We start from the raw sequence: 14,627 nt of genomic DNA, 5'->3' as shown, positions 1-14,627 counted from the left end.
CGGAGCGTCCGGTGTCTGCGCGCCCCCCAACCCTGCAGACACCGGACGCCACCTTTCAAAGCATCGAAACCCTTACTCCGGACGAAACCATGTCCACCTTCTTCGCCCTCGCTGCCACGCCCGCCGACCTCGCAAGTCATTGCGGTGTCGAGCGTCGGAGCGGCGAGATCGACCCTGTCTACCGGATCTCTGCCGTCGATTCGACGAACCGGCTTATCCGGGATCTCGCTGCCGAAGGGGTGGCGCCAGGTCTCGCGGTGGTGGCGGCGCATCAGACGGCGGGCCGGGGGAAGGGCAAGCGTTTCTGGTTTTCAGAGCCGGGCAAGGGTTTCGCTCTGTCACTGCTGTTGCGGCCGACACGGCCGGTTGAAGAAGTCTCCCAGCTGACCCTCGTGCTGGGTGTGGCCGTCGCTGAGGCCATCGTGCAGGCGACCGGTGTCGCGGCCGAGCTCAAATGGCCCAACGATATCCTCGTCGACGGTCGCAAGCTTTGCGGCATCCTGTGCGAACTCGTCCTGACCCCGGAAGGGGACATGGCTCACGTGATTGCCGGTATCGGCCTCAACGTGAACATCGCGGCCTCCGACTTCCCGCCGGTCCTTGAAAATATCGCCACATCTCTCGCGATCGAAGCCGGTCGGACGATCGATTCCGAAGCGGTGCTCTCGGCGGTTCTCGCCTCGGTCGAGCGCTGGATGAAGCGCTGGGAAGACGAGGGCTTCGACCCCATTCGCCGCGCCTGGATCGCACGCTCCTGCACCATCGGGCGGGAGATCTCCTTCGACGCTGGCGATGCGCGCTGCCGAGGCGTCGCAACCGACCTCGGCGCTGACGGCAGCTTAAGTATTCGAGACGGAAGCGGCTCTCTACACCGCTTCTACTACGGAGAAGCGTGTCATTCGCCCGCTATTGCGAGCATTTCACGCTAATAAAAGGAAACAGAGGTTGTTCCATGTCCACTAACTCTACAGAAAAGAAGTGGGACCGCCGCTCTGCAGATACTGCAGAGAGGTTGGAGGCTGCCTCCCGGTACATTGGTCCGGGAAAGCAGTTCAAGCCGGAGGATACGGTCGCGCTGCTTGAAGCGGTGATCCGCGCCGGCGACCGCGTCAACATCGAAGGCAACAATCAGAAGCAGGCCGACTTCCTGGCCGAATGCCTCAACAAGGTGGACAAATCGAGGATCCACGATCTGCACATGGTGCAGTCGGCCGTGCCGCTCCCGGTCCATCTCGACCTGTTTGAGAACGGCATCGCCAAGAAGCTCGACTTCGCATTCGGTGGACCGCAGGCCGGCCGCGTCGCCAAGTTCATCAGCGAAGGCAAGCTCGAGCTTGGTGCCATCCATACGTATCTCGAGCTCTTCGGCCGCTACTTCCTCGACCTGACGCCGAAAGTGTCTCTGATCTGCGCCTACAAGGCGGACCGGCAGGGCAACCTCTACACCGGCTTCAACACCGAAGACACGCCGACCATCGTCGAGGCGACGAAGTTCCGTCAGGGCATCGTGATCGCCCAGGTGAACGAAATCGTCGATACGCTGCCGCGCGTCGACATCCCGGCCGACTGGATCGACGGCGTCGTGCAGTCGCCGAAGCCGTTCTTCATCGAACCGTTGTTCACCCGTGATCCGGCTCTCGTCACGGAAAGCCAGATCCTCCTCGCGATGCTGTGCCTCAAAGGCATCTACGCCGAATACGAGGTCAAGCGGATCAACCATGGCATCGGCTTCCTGACGTCGGCCATCGAACTGCTTCTGCCGACTTACGGCGAAGAGCTCGGCCTCAAGGGCAAAGCCTGCACGCATATGATCCTCAACCCGCATCCGACGATGATCCCGGCGATCGAATCGGGCTGGGTCGATACGATCCACTGCTTCGGCGGTGAGCTCGGCATGGAGAAATACGTTGCGGCGCGGCCGGATGTCTTCTTCACGGGTCCGGACGGCACGCTGCGCTCCAACCGCGCTTACGCACAGACCGCCGGCCACTACGCCCTCGATATGTTCATCGGCGGCACGCTGCAGATCGACAAATACGGCAATTCCTCCACGGCGACCGCGTCGCGTGTGGCGGGCTTCGGTGGCGCGCCGAACATGGGTTGCGATGCCAAGGGCCGTCGTCACGTGACCGACAGCTGGCTGAAGGTTGGCAAGGAAATGCCGACGCTCGATCGTCAGATCGGCAACATGCCGCGCGGCAAGCGCCTGGTGGTGCAGGGTGTCGAAACGTTCGGCGAGGGCAGGGCGCCTGTGTTCGTGGAAGAGCTCGACGCCTGGAAGCTGGCTGAGAACGCCAAGCTCGATCTGCCGCCGGTGATGATCTACGGCGACGACCTGACCCATGTCGTGACCGAGGAAGGCATCGCCTACCTCAACCGCTGCGCGGACATCGAAGCGCGCATGGCCGCCATCCGCGCGGTCGCCGGCTACACCGAGATCGGCCTCAAGGCCAATCCGGACGAAACCCGGCAGCTGCGTGAAGCCGGCATCGTCAAGACGCCGGAAGACCTGGGTGTCGATCGCTCCCGTGCCAACCGCTCGCTGCTCGCAGCCCGCAACATCCGCGACCTCGTGAGCTGGTCGGGCGGCCTCTACAACCCGCCGGCCCGGTTCCGCAACTGGTGACGAAGGACCTTTGAATCATGGCTTTGAATACCTTGGAATTCGACCTCAAGCTCGATGAGGTGACGCATTCGATCGACACGCCGATCCATCTCGGCGTCGTCGGTTCGGGCGACATGGAAGTCCTGATGGAGCCCAAGGATCTGAAGGGCGCCGTCTCGGTCCGCATCGTCACCCCCGTCGCTGGCTTCGACGACCTGTGGAAGCGCGTGGTGGAGAAGTTCGTCTCCGAAACGCTCCTCGGCGATGTCCACCTCGAGATCAACGACAACAACGCCACGCCTGCCGTGGTCCTGCTGCGCCTGCGCCAGGGCTTTGCGGAAGCGACCGGCGAGTAAGGAGAGATCTGATGCCGAAATGGAATGATCTTCAGGAGCAGAGCTTCCTGGAATCTGATGCGCGCGCCCGGGCCGTCGGCCTGGTCGACGAGGGCACCTACACAGAACTCGCGGGTCCGTTCGACAGGTTCTACAGCCCGCACCTGGAAGTCTTGGGCGAAGCCGTCGAATTCGACGACGGGATCGTCACCGCTGTTGGCAAGATCGGCAAGACCCCGGTTTTCGTCATCTCGCAGGAAGGCCGCTTCATCGGCGGTTCCGTCGGCGAGGTCGGTGGCGCGAAGATGGTCAACACCATCCGTCTCGCCATCGAATTCCACGACAAGCTGGTGGCGGACTATCCGAACATCTCCGACGAGGAGAAGCCGGTCGTCGTCATCTCTTTCGAAACTGGCGGCGTGCGCCTGCATGAATCGAATGCGGGCCTTCTCGCCCATGCCGAGGTGATGGACCAGTTGCAGAAGGCACGCCACAAGGTGCCGGTCATCACGCTCATCGGCTCGAAGGTCGGCTGCTTCGGTGGCATGGGCTTTGTCGCGGCTGCGACGGACGCCATCGTAATGAGCGAGTTCGGACGCCTTGGCCTGACCGGTCCTGAGGTCATCGAACAGGAGATGGGCAAGGAAGAATTCGATTCTTCCGATCGTGCGCTCGTCTTCCGCACCACGGGCGGTCGCCACAAATACATCATGGGCGATTGCAACGTCCTCGTGCAGAACATGATCGGCGCCTTCCGCGATGCGGTTGCCAAGCTCGCCGTTCTTCCGGTTTCGGAATTTGAGAAGATGCGCCGCATCGGCTCGCCCGAGGCCGTCGAACGCCAGCTGCGTGCCGTCGCGCTCGCTGCCGAGATGCAGCCGCAGGATGCCCGTGACGTCTGGGCGAAAGCCGGCAATCCCGATCCCGTCGCTCTCACCGACATTCCGCTCGACGAGTTTCTCGCCGACGTGAAGCGGCTGTCGGTCTGAGCCCGGTCACAAATCCCTTAATCAGGAGACAATCATGGAAGCCACTGAGACCATGATGGGAAGAGGTCGGGACGCGATCGACATGATCGTCGACGCCGACAGCTTCAACGAGGGCACCATCGGTGCCAAAACCTTCGACGATCCCGAATTCGGTCCGGGTGCCGTTGTCGGAACAGCAGCCCTCAACGGCGAGGCGGTGACGATCATCGCCTCAGACGCCAACGCCTTCAACGAGAAGTTCCCTGTCGTCTATGCCGGCATCATCGGCATGGAGGAGGGCTACAAGATGGCGCAGGCCGTCTATGCCTCCCTCGAAGCCGACAAGGCCAAGTCGGTCGCCGAGAAGCGTCCGCTCGTCCTCATCGTCGACACCCCAGGAAACGGTCCGGGCAAGGTCGAAGAGATCTTCGGCATGAACAAGGCGACCGGCGCCTATCAGCTGGCGCTCGCCGAGGCTCGGCTCGCGGGTCATCCGATCGTTGCCATGGTCATCGGCCGGGCGATCTCGGGCGCCTTCCTGTGCCACGGCCTGCAGGCGGACCACATCGTGTCGCTCGATGCCAATTTCGGCACGATGATCCACGTGATGCCGCTCACCTCGGTGTCGCGCATCATCCGCAAGGACCTCGAGACGCTGCAGGAATTGTCGAAGGGCAATCCCGTCTTCGCCGCCGGCCCGCGCTTCTTCTACGCCCTTGGTGGCGTCGAGGAACTGGTCGGAACAATCGACGGCATGCGTCCGACGATCATCGAGCACATCAAGGCAATCCGTGCCGCCAAGGCGGCCGGTGAAGCCGACAAGCTCGGCCCGTGGGGCCGGGGACAGCTCGGTGCAGAGCGTGAAGGCCGCAAAGTCCGGCCCGAAGTGATCAAGCTGATGAACCAAGAGTTCGCAGCAGTCGCCGAGAAATACGCTCCATCTCGCTGACGACCCAAAAGGGACGACGACCATGTCTGACGATTTGACGGTTCTCGAAGCAGCCCTGGACGCTTTCGGCACAGCTCCGACTTTGGAGGAGATGCCGCGGCGGACATTGGCGGACAAGGGTATCGACGGTCCTACCGCCGCCCATGTCATCGAGGAGGTGCATACGCCTTTCAATCTGGCGTATCTCACCTTCACGACAGGCTCTTCGGCGTTCCAGAATATCGTCGGCGTGGTCCATGGCGAGATTTCCGGCCGCTGCGCGGTGGCCCGGACCCTGTTCGAAAGACTTGGGTCCGGGCCTGGAGCGCGGATGCTCGTCAGCTATCCGCCCCTCGTCAATGTCTTCTCCGCAGAGGCGCTGCGCCAATGCGGGGTGGAATGGAGTTTCCTGAAGCGCTCGAGCCGCGACGCCTTTCTTGTTGCGGCCTGCCGGGAAAAGCCTTCGATTATCCTTGGAGAATCTTCTTTCCTGCGGGCAAGCCTGGAACAGGCCGGTCCGCTTGGACTGAAGGACGAATTGCCCGAGGGGGCTGTCCTCCTCACGGCCGGCACACCGCTCGACGAAGGCCTGCTGCCGGTTGCGGAACGTTTCGGTTACACCGTCCACGACCTTTATGGCTGCCAGGAATTCGGCTGGCTGACCCTCGACGGGGTGCCGCTGCGCGATGACATCAGTCTCGTCGCATCGCCCCGTGGGCCTTCGTACCGCGAACTCGTCGTCGGCGGTCTGCCGATGGGCGACAGCTTCATCGTCTCGCAGTCCGGGCATGTGTGCGATCGCGCGGGTGAAATCATCACCTATCGCCGCGAACGCACCTATCCGGAATATGAAGTCATCGTCACCCACACGACGGCGATGGCTGCCGAGACCGTCGAGAAGGCGGCGCGCACGATTTTGCGGATCAAAGGCCGCGTCGTGAAAGTGGCGCCGGACGTCGTGGTCGGCGCTCCTGCGACCCGCCTCAAGCTCATCCCCGGTCTTCCGCTCGGCGATGCTGCCACACAGGCCGGCGTCGAGATCGTCGGACCCGAGAAGACGCGCCTCTTCGACGTACTGGTTGAGGCCCAGGCCAATTTGCAGAAGACCGCGAAAGCGGATCCTGCCTGGATCAAGAGGCGCTGATCATGCTGAACCGGCGCCATTTCCTCGCTTATCTCCATCCTGATGCCCGTCAGGTGCTCGCGCCCGCCATTGTGGAAGGTCTGCCGCACACGATGCGCGATCACACCACCGAAGCGGCGGTCCTGCATGGGTTCCTGACGGATCGGGTTCCCGGCATCGTCTGCCGTCCGACCAGGGCTTGCACGGACGGGCAGGGTCAGCTCGGCTTCTCTTTCCCGCTGCGCATCGGCGAAGAACGGGTTAGGAGCTCGGTCCTGGTCGAGCCAGAACAGGTCGCGTCTTTCCTGTCACCCTACGAGGTGATGGAGCGAGCGGCTCTGCGTTTTCCTCCGCCGCACGCGGCTTTGCGCGTCGCGCTGTCGCTCGCCCGCCGCTTCGAGATCCGGCTCGGTCTCATCGGATCGGCAGCGCTCGCTGCGATGACGGGCCTTCCATATGTGCGGCCTCAATCGGATCTCGATCTCCTCATCGATGCCGATCACGGGGGGGATTTCCAAGCTTTTCACGCGTCTCTTGCGGCAATCTCGCGGGAGATCGGGGTCAAGGTCGATGTCGAATTGGAATTTAATCGTTCCATCGGCGTCAAGCTTTCCGAATATATTTCAGGAAGAGAAGTTCTTCTTGCGAAAACGATTAATGATGTGGAGCTCATAGATCGAATTGAATTGCAGAGTTGCTCGTCTGATGAGGTGAATATTAGCGCCTCTGTTGCCGGGCGTTCCGGGGAAAATTGCAAGGTCCCCGCAACCGAAACCATCGAAAACCAATGGAGTGAATGATGGATATCAAAGTGAAAATGCCGTCGACCGTCGTGTCGATCGAGGTCGCCGTCGGAGACACGGTGACGAAGGGTCAGAGCCTCGCAGTGGTTGAGGCGATGAAGATGAAAAACAACACGCCTTCGCCGGTCGACGGCACGGTCAAGTCGATTTCGGCTGCCGTCGGCGAGCGCCTGAAGCCGGGCGCCGTTCTGATGGTCGTCGAGTGATTGAGTGACGTGGGGCGGCGCGTCGCGCCGCCCTCTCAAACGAAGGCTCCGATACTCTGGAGTAAGTGAAATGGTGATTTACGGACTAGCCCTGATGGGCGGGTGCATGATCGTAGGTACCGGCCTCGGTTACCTGATCGGTCATCTTGTTGGCATTGACGCGAATGTGGGCGGCGTCGGCATTGCGATGCTGTTGCTCGTCATCATCTCGCGCCAGCTTATGGACAAAGAACAGCTCTCCAAGCTGGCCCAGGACGGCATCATGTTCTGGAGTGCAATGTACATCCCGATCGTGGTCGCGATGTGCGCCCGCCAGAACGTCGTCGCGGCTTTCGACGCCGGCGCTCTCGCCTTTGTCGCCGGACTTGGCGCGGTGTTCGCCGGCTTCCTGCTGATCCGGCCGATCGCGGCTCTCAGCCCGAAGAGTGATCCACTTCCGCCCCTCGACGCGGACAATGCTGCTCCCGCCGCCACCGTCGCGGTGCCTGAATCCGCGAAGGAGGTCAAATAATCATGGACATCCTGGTACAAGCAGTCTCCAAATATCCTCTGGTTACTGCCTTCGTCGTCGTCGGCCTCATCATGTGGGTGTCGACCTATATCGGCAAAATCTTCAACAACCGCATCCATGCTTCGGCGATCGCGATCGTCATCGGTCTGATCCTGGCGTTCGTCGGCGGCAAATACACCGGCGGCAAGCACGGCATCTCCGATGTCGGCCTGTTCGCAGGTATCGGCCTGATGGGCGGCAGCGTCTTCCGTGACTTCGCCATCGTTGCCACGGCCTTTGGCGTGAAGCTTGAAGAGCTGAAGAAGGCCGGCGTGCCTGGCGTCGTCGCTCTTGTCGTCTCGATGATCCTGTCGACGGCGATCGGTGCGGCTACGGCTTACGCGTTCGGCTACACGAACCCGGTCGACATGGCCACGATCGGCGGCGGCGCGGCGACCTTCATCGTCGGTCCGGTGACCGGTGCGGCTCTCGGCGCATCTTCGGAAGTGATCGCCCTGTCGGTTGCCGCCGGCGTGGTGAAGTCGATCTCCGTGATGATCCTGACCCCGTTCCTTGCCAAGATGGCAGGCCTCAACAACCCGGCCGCAGCGGCTGTGTATGGTGGTCTCATGGGAACGACCAGCGGAACAGCCGCCGGATTGGCTGCTACCGATCCGCGGCTGGTTCCTTATGGTGCGATGACGGCGACGTTCTACACGGGCTTTGGCTGCCTGGTCGTCCCCTCACTCGGTTACGCGGCGATCGTCGCCCTGGTTGGTTGAACCTTTTGCCGAAGGACCAGTCAGGGTTTCATCCTGCGCAACACACCTGAGAATGAAACACCTGAGACAGTGTTTCAAGCGATGGTGCTACGAATAGGGTTCCGGAGCACGAACATGTGAACGACGTTCGCGTTCCGAACCTGCAGCCGCCGGCTCGTCTCCTTCACAGAGATGCCGGCGGCGCCAACGCTCCAAGGGGCAGATTATGACGACGATCGAGATCCGCGCGGTTCATCAGCGCTTCGAGACCTTCGAGGCCTTGAAGGGCATCGACCTGACGCTGGACGAGAAGCGTATCGGTATCGTCGGCTCCAATGGTTCGGGCAAGAGCACGTTCGCCCGGCTCTTGAACGGACTTCTCATCCCCACCTCCGGACAGGTTCTCGTCGACGGCCTCGATACGGCCAAGTCGGGTAAGGCGGTTCGTCGCAAGGTGGGTTTTGTCTTCCAAAATCCAGACAATCAGATCGTCTTCCCGATCGTGGAAGAAGATGTCGCCTTCGGCCTTAAGGGGCTGAAGCTTCCCGCAGCCCAGCGTGGCGCCCTCGTCGAAGAGGTGCTCGACCGCTACGGGCTCGGACCTTTTCGTTCGCATCCCTCGCATACGCTGTCCGGCGGACAGAAGCAGCTTCTGGCCCTGGCGGGCGTCCTCATCACGCGGCCTGATTGCGTCGTTTTTGATGAGCCGACGACGCTCCTCGATTTGCGCAACGCCAGGCGGGTTGCGAAGGTCATCGACGAGATGGAAGAGACCGTCATCGTCGTCACGCACGACTTGCCGCTACTGGAATCATTCGACCGCGTCATCGTCTTCGACCAGGGCAGGGTGATTGCCGACGACGCGCCGAATTCCGCCCTCGCGCGCTATGTGGAGCGTATGCAATGAGGTCTCGCGGAGAGATATCCTCGTTCCTCCATGAGCTGCCGGCGGCTGCCAAGCTCCTGGTTCTGGCGGCGGCCGGCACAGGGCTCGTCCTCGTCGGCAGTCTTCCGGTTCTCGCCGGCGCATTTCTCGCGACGCTCCTGCTTTATTGGCTTGCAGGCATTTCGCAGCGGCAGGCGTTCCAGCAATTGCGCCCTCTGTTATGGCTGCTGGTAATCCTCTTCATCGTCCAGGGCGTCTGGCAGTCATGGGAGGTCGCCGCTCTCGTTGTCTTGCGGATCTCGACGCTCATCCTTCTGGCCGCGTTCGTGACCCTGACGACGCGCACCGATGCGCTGATCGCGGCTGTCGAAAAGGCGCTGACGCCGTTTCGGCGTTTCGGCGTCAATCCCGCCAAGGTCGGGCTCGCGTTTTCTCTGGCGCTCCGGTTCATCCCGGTCATCGCGCAGCAGGCGAACGATATTCGCGACGCGCAGCGGGCGAGGGGGCTTGGAGCCAATCCCCTCGCGCTCGCCTTGCCGCTTATTGTCCGAACCCTTCGAATGGCCAGCGATGTTGCCGATGCGATCGATGCGCGCTCGCCCTACAGTGATCACTCCGGCGACGAAGGCGAGCTGCCGCCGCGCTTCGTCCTTGAGCCGAATACGTCCAATGCGAGGATGTCATGCAACGACGCGGAACCACAACTAAAGACATAGTCTATATCGCTCTTTTCGCGGCCTTTATGGCTGCGCTCGGGATTTTCCCGCCGGTGATGCTGCCGCTGATCGGCGTGCCTCTCACGGCTCAGTCGATGGGGCCGATGTTGGCTGGTGCCATCCTCGGGGCGCGTCGGGGAGCGCTGTCGATCCTGCTCTTCCTCGCGCTTGTAGCCGTCGGATTGCCGCTCCTTGCCGCCGGTCGCGGCGGTCTCGGCGTCTTCTTCGGTCCGACCGCCGGTTACCTTTTCGGGTGGGTCGCGGCCGCCTTCGCCGTCGGCGTTTTGCACGAATGGGGCTGGAACCGACTCAATGTCGTCACGTCGTTCGTCTTTTGCGCGCTCGGCGGCATCGTGGTTCTTTATGCGATCGGTATCCCGTGGACCGCGGTCAATGTCGGCCTGCCGCTGACGAAGACTGCGATCGCCTCGGCGGCCTTCATTCCGGGTGACCTCGTCAAAGCTGGTCTCGCCGCCATTATCGCGGTGTCCGTGAAGCGGTCTTATCCGATCATTCAGCGGACGGCATAGACGGCGGGTTTGCGCGAACGGGGCGGTCAGCCGAGATAGAGGAGGCCGGCCGCCACGAAACCCGCAAGGCCGATGAGGGTCGGCACGATCGTGCCGCCCTTCCACACGGCGATCGTGAAGGCGATGACCACGCAGACGATTGCGACCACCGACCCGACGAGGGGTGCGCCGTGAAACAGGCCCTGGCCTGAGCGCAAAGCCGATGTCGCGACGATGCCGCCCAGAATGCCGTAGCCTGCCCGGTCGAAGAATTCGCGGATGCGTTCGCCACCGATCGCCTCTCGGGCAAACAGCGGCACGAGTCGCAACAGCAGCGTCCCAAGGCCGGCGCCGGCCGCCACCGCCCAAAGCTGCCATTGAGAGAGAACGTCAGGCATTTCCTTGTTTTCCTTGATCGACCAGCATGCTGAGGCCTGCCACGATGAGAGGCAGGACGAGGAGCGCGGATGCGCCCATGAAGGGCACGCCGAGCGGCACGAGAAGTGCGCCGAAGAGAGCGTTCACCATCAAAGGGCGCAGCTTCTTCTGGCGGGCGATCAGCGTGGCGAAATAGATCGGGATCATGGCGCCCAAAGTCGCGCCGACGATGACCGGCACGGAGGCTGCGAGCTGATGGCCGGCCACGGCGCCGATGACGGCGGAGAGCGAGCACATGCCTCCGACCATGCCGCAATAGAGAATCGGCCGTGGAGGCGGCTCTTCCATGAGGCGGGGGAGGATGACGGCGAAGGAGCTTGCCGAAATCAGCCCGACGCCGCCCAAAGCGCGCCAGAATGTCGTCTCCGGCAAGCGCGCCAGGACCGAGGCGACCATGACGATGAAGCGGAGATTGACGATGATGACGGCGACAACGGCCGCGGCCCAGGCCCCGGCGGTTGCGCCCTCGCTCGTCAGGATCTGCATGGCGGCAGCCTGAGCGGGCGCGGCGACCGTGAGGCTGGTCATCAATGCGGTCTGCACGGCGTTAAGGCCAGCTTCAGCGCTGAGCTGGCCGACGCCCATGAACATCACGAGGAAAGTGAGAATCACGACGAGAGCGTCACCGACGGCGATACGGAAAACGTGTCCTGCGGACGCCTCTTCGTCGCTGGAGAGGTCTGGGGAGTCTGTCATTGCATCGGGGGAGGGCGTATCTCAATGTAGAATATCAGCCACCCCTTTATTCCAGCTTATATATTGTGTCCAGAAAAACTAATCGAAATGAAGATACTTCATCTCGGCATGATATCGTGCGCCGATACATATGATAACAATCAAGTTGCTTTCGACTCAATATCGAGGGCGGGTGAGAGGTCGTCGCGAATATTTCTGCGTTCGATCATGTTCTGCACATCCGCTGCGGCGTGGAGACGCCTGATTCTGCGCGGAGCTGGGCGCGCTGCGAATCTCTTCGTGAACCCCGCCTTCGAGGTCGAACGGCGATCGTTTTCGATTCTGTTCGTGTCGATAGAAGCGGGAGCGGCGTGTGAATGGCCAGGCGACGTTGCCCTGGCCAGACCGTTCCGGGTGCTCACAGTTTTTGGCACCCACCGTGAAGACACGGTTTCGACGGGATCGTGGGATGAGAAGAGAAGGAAGGTGGCTCCCCGGGCCGGACTCGAACCAGCGACCCAGCGGTTAACAGCCGCTTGCTCTACCAACTGAGCTACCGGGGAATTGGGGCGCGATATACCAAACTCATCGGGCATTGCAAGCATCCTTTCGCAGCCCATTTTTGACGCATGCAAAACAGGCAGGAAGCTGAAGTGGTAAAGAACGACAGGAAGCGGCGCTCGCGCCTCCATCTTTTTGGCCGGCAGATGCCTCTGCCGCACAGCCCGCTTCTGCGTGTCGGTATAGGGATTCTGCTGGTTCTCGGCGGTCTCTTCGCCTTCCTGCCGGTGCTCGGCCTGTGGATGCTGCCGCTCGGGCTGATCGTGTTGTCGATCGATATTCCCGCGGTGCGGCGTTGGCGGCGGCGGTTCACCGTGTGGATCTACACGCGCTATCCGAGCGTGGCGCGGCGATTCGACGTGGCCGCGCCCGCAGGAAATGGCCGCGGGAAGGGACCCGTTGCCGGAAAAATCGATTCGCAAACACCGTTCGTTTCGCCGGGCGAGACCCGCTTGAGCGAAACGGAGCGATCGGCGGAATCGCGCTTGCGACAGTCTTCCGATTCCGTTTAGTCTTTGAAATGGTTCCGGTTCCCGAATGGTGCACAGCACCTGGGGATCAAAAGGGAATGCGGCAGGGATGACCCAGATCGGGATCCCTCATCCGCAGCTGCCCCCGCAACTGTACGCGGCGAGCCCCCCTGCATAAGCCACCGGCAACGGGAAGGCGCAGATGGGGCGGAGACCCGCAAGCCAGGAGACCTGCCGGACCAGGGCAACTCGAACGCCGTCGGAGGGACGGCAAAGGGGATAGCATGCAAAGTTCCGGAACATTTCCGTCGGCGATTCCATCCAGGGCTCGAGCCGGGTGCGCCGCATTGATCGCCAACGATCTGCGCACCGTGCAAAGCGGTTTCGCTTCCATACGCGGGCGGTGTCTGCCGCCTGATCTTTCAGAAAACGCATCTTTGCCGCGCTGCCATTGAGGCAGTCATGTTTCCTCACGTTCAAGGCATGGCCGTGGGTCATGCGGCCTTTGTTGCGACCGGCTGGACGGTAAGCATCCGACCGCTCGCGTCGTCTGCCTTGCCCCTGGCGCGGAAACGCTCCGCGAAATCCTCATGATAACCACGGCACTCGTTTTGGGCGGCGCCCGCTCGGGAAAAAGCGCCTATGCGGAACGCCTCGTGGAGGAAAGCGGGCTCAACCCCGTCTACGTCGCGACGTGTCCTCCCGCGGACAACGATGCGGAGATGGGTGAGCGTATCGCCGCACATCAGGCCCGGCGCGGACCGGCATGGCGCACCGTCGAGGAGCCGGTCGCGCTTGCGGACGTCCTCGCCCGGGAGGCCGCGCCGGAGCGCGCCCTGCTCGTCGACTGCCTCACACTCTGGCTTTCCAACATTTTGTTCGCCGAAGAGGACATTGCCGTGCGTACGCGCGACCTCTGCGCAGCCCTTGCCGCGGCGAAAGGCCCCGTCGTCCTCGTCTCCAACGAGCTCGGCCTCGGCATAGTCCCCGACAACGCCCTGGCTCGTCGCTTCCGCGATGCGCAGGGCCGTCTCAACCAGGAAATCGCCCGCTCGGCGGAGCTGGTCGTCTTCATGGCGGCCGGACTGCCTCTGGCACTGAAAGGACAGCTTCCTTTATGACAAACCCTTCGGAACGCATTCCCGCGACGATCATCACCGGCTTCCTTGGAGCCGGAAAGACGACGATCATCCGCCACATCCTCGAAAACGCGAACGGCAGAAAAATTGCCCTCATCGTCAACGAGTTCGGCGATACGGGCTTCGATGGCGGGCTTCTATCCGATTGCGGCAGCCCCGCCTGCGGTGAGGAGGATATCGTCGAGCTCTCCAACGGCTGCATCTGCTGCACGGTGGCGGACGACTTTTTGCCGGCGATGGAGGGGCTCCTCGCACGCGGCCAGGCGCTCGATCACATCGTCATCGAGACCTCGGGGCTCGCTCTTCCGCAGCCGCTCGTCAAAGCCTTCGCCTGGCCTGCGGTCCGCGACCGGGTGACCGTTGACGGGGTGGTGACCGTCGTCGATGCCGAGGCCGTCGCGGCCGGGCGTATGGCGAGCGACGAAGCGAAGCTCGTCGCGCAACGCGAAGCCGACCAGTCGCTCGACCATGACGATCCGATCGAGGAATTGTTCGAGGATCAGCTGCGCTGTGCCGATCTCATCATCCTGTCAAAGAGCGATCTCGTTGATGAAGCGGGCATGCTGCGCGTGGAAAAGCGCGTCGGAGAGGACAAGCGCGTCGCTGCGTCGCTCATCCGTGCCACACACGGCATCGTGCCGCCGGAGGTCCTCCTGGGTGTTGGGGCCGGGGCGGAGGACGACAGCGAGACCCGGCTTTCGCACCATGAGATGGAAGGCGAGGAGCACGAGCACGACGATTTCGATTCCTTCAGCATCGCCGTGACCGCGTCGGACAAGGCCGAGGCCGAAGCACGCATCACCAAGGCGCTCGCCATGCCTGGCGTTCTGCGCATCAAGGGTCGCCTTGCGATCGACGGCAAAAAGGTGCCGCTGGTCGTCCAGGCCGTGGGTCAGAGGCTGGAGAGCTGGTTCGACCGCGGCAACGGTGAATCGTCGGGCGAGCCGAAGCTCGTGGTGATCGGCCTGTCCGATGTCGATCGGGCAGCCGTCACGGAGGCCCTCGGAGGCTGAA

The 14,627-nt window shown here is 62.4% G+C and carries 18 protein-coding genes, 1 tRNA gene and 1 riboswitch; of the genes, 16 read left to right on the top strand and 3 right to left on the bottom strand.

Going from position 1 to position 14,627, the window contains the following annotated elements:
* Positions 1 to 11: 11 nt before the first annotated feature.
* The 13 genes from EO094_RS17780 to EO094_RS17720 all read left to right on the top strand — a co-directional run bounded on the left by EO094_RS17780 (position 12) and on the right by EO094_RS17720 (position 10,351).
* A complete protein-coding gene (locus EO094_RS17780; protein ID WP_205649960.1) occupies positions 12 to 929 on the top strand; it encodes a biotin--[acetyl-CoA-carboxylase] ligase in 918 nt (305 codons plus the stop codon).
* Positions 930 to 952: 23 nt separating this feature from the next.
* A complete protein-coding gene (mdcA, locus tag EO094_RS17775; RefSeq protein WP_128294184.1) occupies positions 953 to 2,626 on the top strand; it encodes a malonate decarboxylase subunit alpha in 1,674 nt (557 codons plus the stop codon).
* Between the two features lie 17 nt (positions 2,627 to 2,643).
* On the top strand, positions 2,644 to 2,961 hold the full coding sequence (mdcC, locus tag EO094_RS17770) for a malonate decarboxylase acyl carrier protein (RefSeq protein ID WP_128294183.1): 318 nt from the start codon (positions 2,644 to 2,646) through the stop codon (positions 2,959 to 2,961).
* An 11-nt stretch (positions 2,962 to 2,972) separates the two neighbouring features.
* Positions 2,973 to 3,929, top strand: coding sequence for a biotin-independent malonate decarboxylase subunit beta (locus tag EO094_RS17765; protein ID WP_128294182.1), 957 nt, complete (start codon positions 2,973 to 2,975; stop codon positions 3,927 to 3,929).
* Between the two features lie 34 nt (positions 3,930 to 3,963).
* Positions 3,964 to 4,857 (top strand): biotin-independent malonate decarboxylase subunit gamma, encoded by an 894-nt coding sequence (mdcE, locus tag EO094_RS17760; protein WP_128294181.1) that lies wholly within the window; start codon positions 3,964 to 3,966, stop codon positions 4,855 to 4,857.
* Between the two features lie 22 nt (positions 4,858 to 4,879).
* Complete coding sequence (locus EO094_RS17755; RefSeq protein ID WP_128294180.1) at positions 4,880 to 5,980, top strand: acyl carrier protein; 1,101 nt, start codon at positions 4,880 to 4,882, stop codon at positions 5,978 to 5,980.
* Between the two features lie 2 nt (positions 5,981 to 5,982).
* The gene (gene mdcG / locus EO094_RS17750; RefSeq protein ID WP_128294179.1) at positions 5,983 to 6,759 is read left to right on the top strand and encodes a malonate decarboxylase holo-[acyl-carrier-protein] synthase; all 777 of its coding nucleotides are present in this window, start codon (positions 5,983 to 5,985) and stop codon (positions 6,757 to 6,759) included.
* The gene (locus EO094_RS17745; protein WP_128294178.1) at positions 6,759 to 6,968 is read left to right on the top strand and encodes a biotin/lipoyl-containing protein; all 210 of its coding nucleotides are present in this window, start codon (positions 6,759 to 6,761) and stop codon (positions 6,966 to 6,968) included. Before mdcG ends, EO094_RS17745 begins: the two co-directional genes overlap by 1 nt.
* Positions 6,969 to 7,038: 70 nt before the next feature.
* Positions 7,039 to 7,479, top strand: coding sequence for a malonate transporter subunit MadL (gene madL, locus EO094_RS17740; protein ID WP_092816082.1), 441 nt, complete (start codon positions 7,039 to 7,041; stop codon positions 7,477 to 7,479).
* Complete coding sequence (gene madM / locus EO094_RS17735; RefSeq protein ID WP_128294177.1) at positions 7,479 to 8,240, top strand: malonate transporter subunit MadM; 762 nt, start codon at positions 7,479 to 7,481, stop codon at positions 8,238 to 8,240. Before madL ends, madM begins: the two co-directional genes overlap by 1 nt.
* Positions 8,241 to 8,445: 205 nt before the next feature.
* Positions 8,446 to 9,126 (top strand): energy-coupling factor ABC transporter ATP-binding protein, encoded by a 681-nt coding sequence (locus EO094_RS17730; RefSeq protein WP_128294176.1) that lies wholly within the window; start codon positions 8,446 to 8,448, stop codon positions 9,124 to 9,126.
* On the top strand, positions 9,123 to 9,821 hold the full coding sequence (locus EO094_RS17725; protein WP_128294175.1) for an energy-coupling factor transporter transmembrane component T family protein: 699 nt from the start codon (positions 9,123 to 9,125) through the stop codon (positions 9,819 to 9,821). The genes EO094_RS17730 and EO094_RS17725 overlap by 4 nt, the downstream gene beginning before the upstream one ends.
* A gap of 26 nt (positions 9,822 to 9,847) precedes the next feature.
* Positions 9,848 to 10,351, top strand: coding sequence for a biotin transporter BioY (locus tag EO094_RS17720; protein ID WP_246008590.1), 504 nt, complete (start codon positions 9,848 to 9,850; stop codon positions 10,349 to 10,351).
* A 26-nt stretch (positions 10,352 to 10,377) separates the two neighbouring features.
* Here EO094_RS17720 and EO094_RS17715 read toward each other — a convergent pair whose 3' ends face one another.
* The 3 genes from EO094_RS17715 to EO094_RS17705 all read right to left on the bottom strand — a co-directional run bounded on the left by EO094_RS17715 (position 10,378) and on the right by EO094_RS17705 (position 12,006).
* Complete coding sequence (locus tag EO094_RS17715) at positions 10,378 to 10,728, bottom strand: AzlD domain-containing protein (RefSeq protein ID WP_128294173.1); 351 nt, start codon at positions 10,726 to 10,728, stop codon at positions 10,378 to 10,380.
* Positions 10,721 to 11,464 (bottom strand): AzlC family ABC transporter permease, encoded by a 744-nt coding sequence (locus tag EO094_RS17710; protein ID WP_164879716.1) that lies wholly within the window; start codon positions 11,462 to 11,464, stop codon positions 10,721 to 10,723. The genes EO094_RS17715 and EO094_RS17710 overlap by 8 nt, the downstream gene beginning before the upstream one ends.
* Positions 11,465 to 11,930: 466 nt before the next feature.
* Positions 11,931 to 12,006: transfer RNA gene (locus EO094_RS17705), tRNA-Asn, on the bottom strand.
* Positions 12,007 to 12,096: 90 nt separating this feature from the next.
* Here EO094_RS17705 and EO094_RS18980 point away from each other — a divergent pair.
* The 3 genes from EO094_RS18980 to cobW all read left to right on the top strand — a co-directional run bounded on the left by EO094_RS18980 (position 12,097) and on the right by cobW (position 14,626).
* On the top strand, positions 12,097 to 12,516 hold the full coding sequence (locus EO094_RS18980) for a hypothetical protein (RefSeq protein ID WP_425455918.1): 420 nt from the start codon (positions 12,097 to 12,099) through the stop codon (positions 12,514 to 12,516).
* Positions 12,515 to 12,727: riboswitch (cobalamin riboswitch) on the top strand. Its footprint overlaps the gene before it by 2 nt.
* 337 nt (positions 12,728 to 13,064) lie before the next feature.
* Positions 13,065 to 13,595 (top strand): bifunctional adenosylcobinamide kinase/adenosylcobinamide-phosphate guanylyltransferase, encoded by a 531-nt coding sequence (gene cobU / locus EO094_RS17695; RefSeq protein ID WP_128294172.1) that lies wholly within the window; start codon positions 13,065 to 13,067, stop codon positions 13,593 to 13,595.
* The gene (gene cobW / locus EO094_RS17690) at positions 13,592 to 14,626 is read left to right on the top strand and encodes a cobalamin biosynthesis protein CobW (RefSeq protein ID WP_128294171.1); all 1,035 of its coding nucleotides are present in this window, start codon (positions 13,592 to 13,594) and stop codon (positions 14,624 to 14,626) included. The genes cobU and cobW overlap by 4 nt, the downstream gene beginning before the upstream one ends.
* Position 14,627 lies beyond the last annotated feature (1 nt).

The organism is Afifella aestuarii (genome assembly GCF_004023665.1).
Lineage (GTDB): Bacteria > Pseudomonadota > Alphaproteobacteria > Rhizobiales > Afifellaceae > Afifella > Afifella aestuarii.
The sequence above is the reverse complement of the archived record's forward strand: the minus strand, read 5'-3'. Positions and strand labels throughout refer to the sequence as shown.

Bases quoted from the DNA above. Each gene is read 5' to 3' on its own strand.
- mdcC (WP_128294183.1), top strand. From the start codon at position 2,644: ATGGCTTTGAATACCTTGGAATTCGACCTCAAGCTCGATGAGGTGACG.
- mdcE (WP_128294181.1), top strand. From the start codon at position 3,964: ATGGAAGCCACTGAGACCATGATGGGAAGAGGTCGGGACGCGATCGAC.
- mdcG (WP_128294179.1), top strand. From the start codon at position 5,983: ATGCTGAACCGGCGCCATTTCCTCGCTTATCTCCATCCTGATGCCCGT.
- EO094_RS17745 (WP_128294178.1), top strand. From the start codon at position 6,759: ATGGATATCAAAGTGAAAATGCCGTCGACCGTCGTGTCGATCGAGGTC.
- EO094_RS17715 (WP_128294173.1), bottom strand. From the start codon at position 10,728: ATGCCTGACGTTCTCTCTCAATGGCAGCTTTGGGCGGTGGCGGCCGGC.
- cobW (WP_128294171.1), top strand. From the start codon at position 13,592: ATGACAAACCCTTCGGAACGCATTCCCGCGACGATCATCACCGGCTTC.
- mdcA (WP_128294184.1), top strand. From the start codon at position 953: ATGTCCACTAACTCTACAGAAAAGAAGTGGGACCGCCGCTCTGCAGAT.
- EO094_RS17765 (WP_128294182.1), top strand. From the start codon at position 2,973: ATGCCGAAATGGAATGATCTTCAGGAGCAGAGCTTCCTGGAATCTGAT.
- cobU (WP_128294172.1), top strand. From the start codon at position 13,065: ATGATAACCACGGCACTCGTTTTGGGCGGCGCCCGCTCGGGAAAAAGC.
- EO094_RS17710 (WP_164879716.1), bottom strand. From the start codon at position 11,464: ATGACAGACTCCCCAGACCTCTCCAGCGACGAAGAGGCGTCCGCAGGA.
- EO094_RS17755 (WP_128294180.1), top strand. From the start codon at position 4,880: ATGTCTGACGATTTGACGGTTCTCGAAGCAGCCCTGGACGCTTTCGGC.
- EO094_RS17720 (WP_246008590.1), top strand. From the start codon at position 9,848: ATGGCTGCGCTCGGGATTTTCCCGCCGGTGATGCTGCCGCTGATCGGC.
- madL (WP_092816082.1), top strand. From the start codon at position 7,039: ATGGTGATTTACGGACTAGCCCTGATGGGCGGGTGCATGATCGTAGGT.
- EO094_RS17725 (WP_128294175.1), top strand. From the start codon at position 9,123: ATGAGGTCTCGCGGAGAGATATCCTCGTTCCTCCATGAGCTGCCGGCG.
- EO094_RS17730 (WP_128294176.1), top strand. From the start codon at position 8,446: ATGACGACGATCGAGATCCGCGCGGTTCATCAGCGCTTCGAGACCTTC.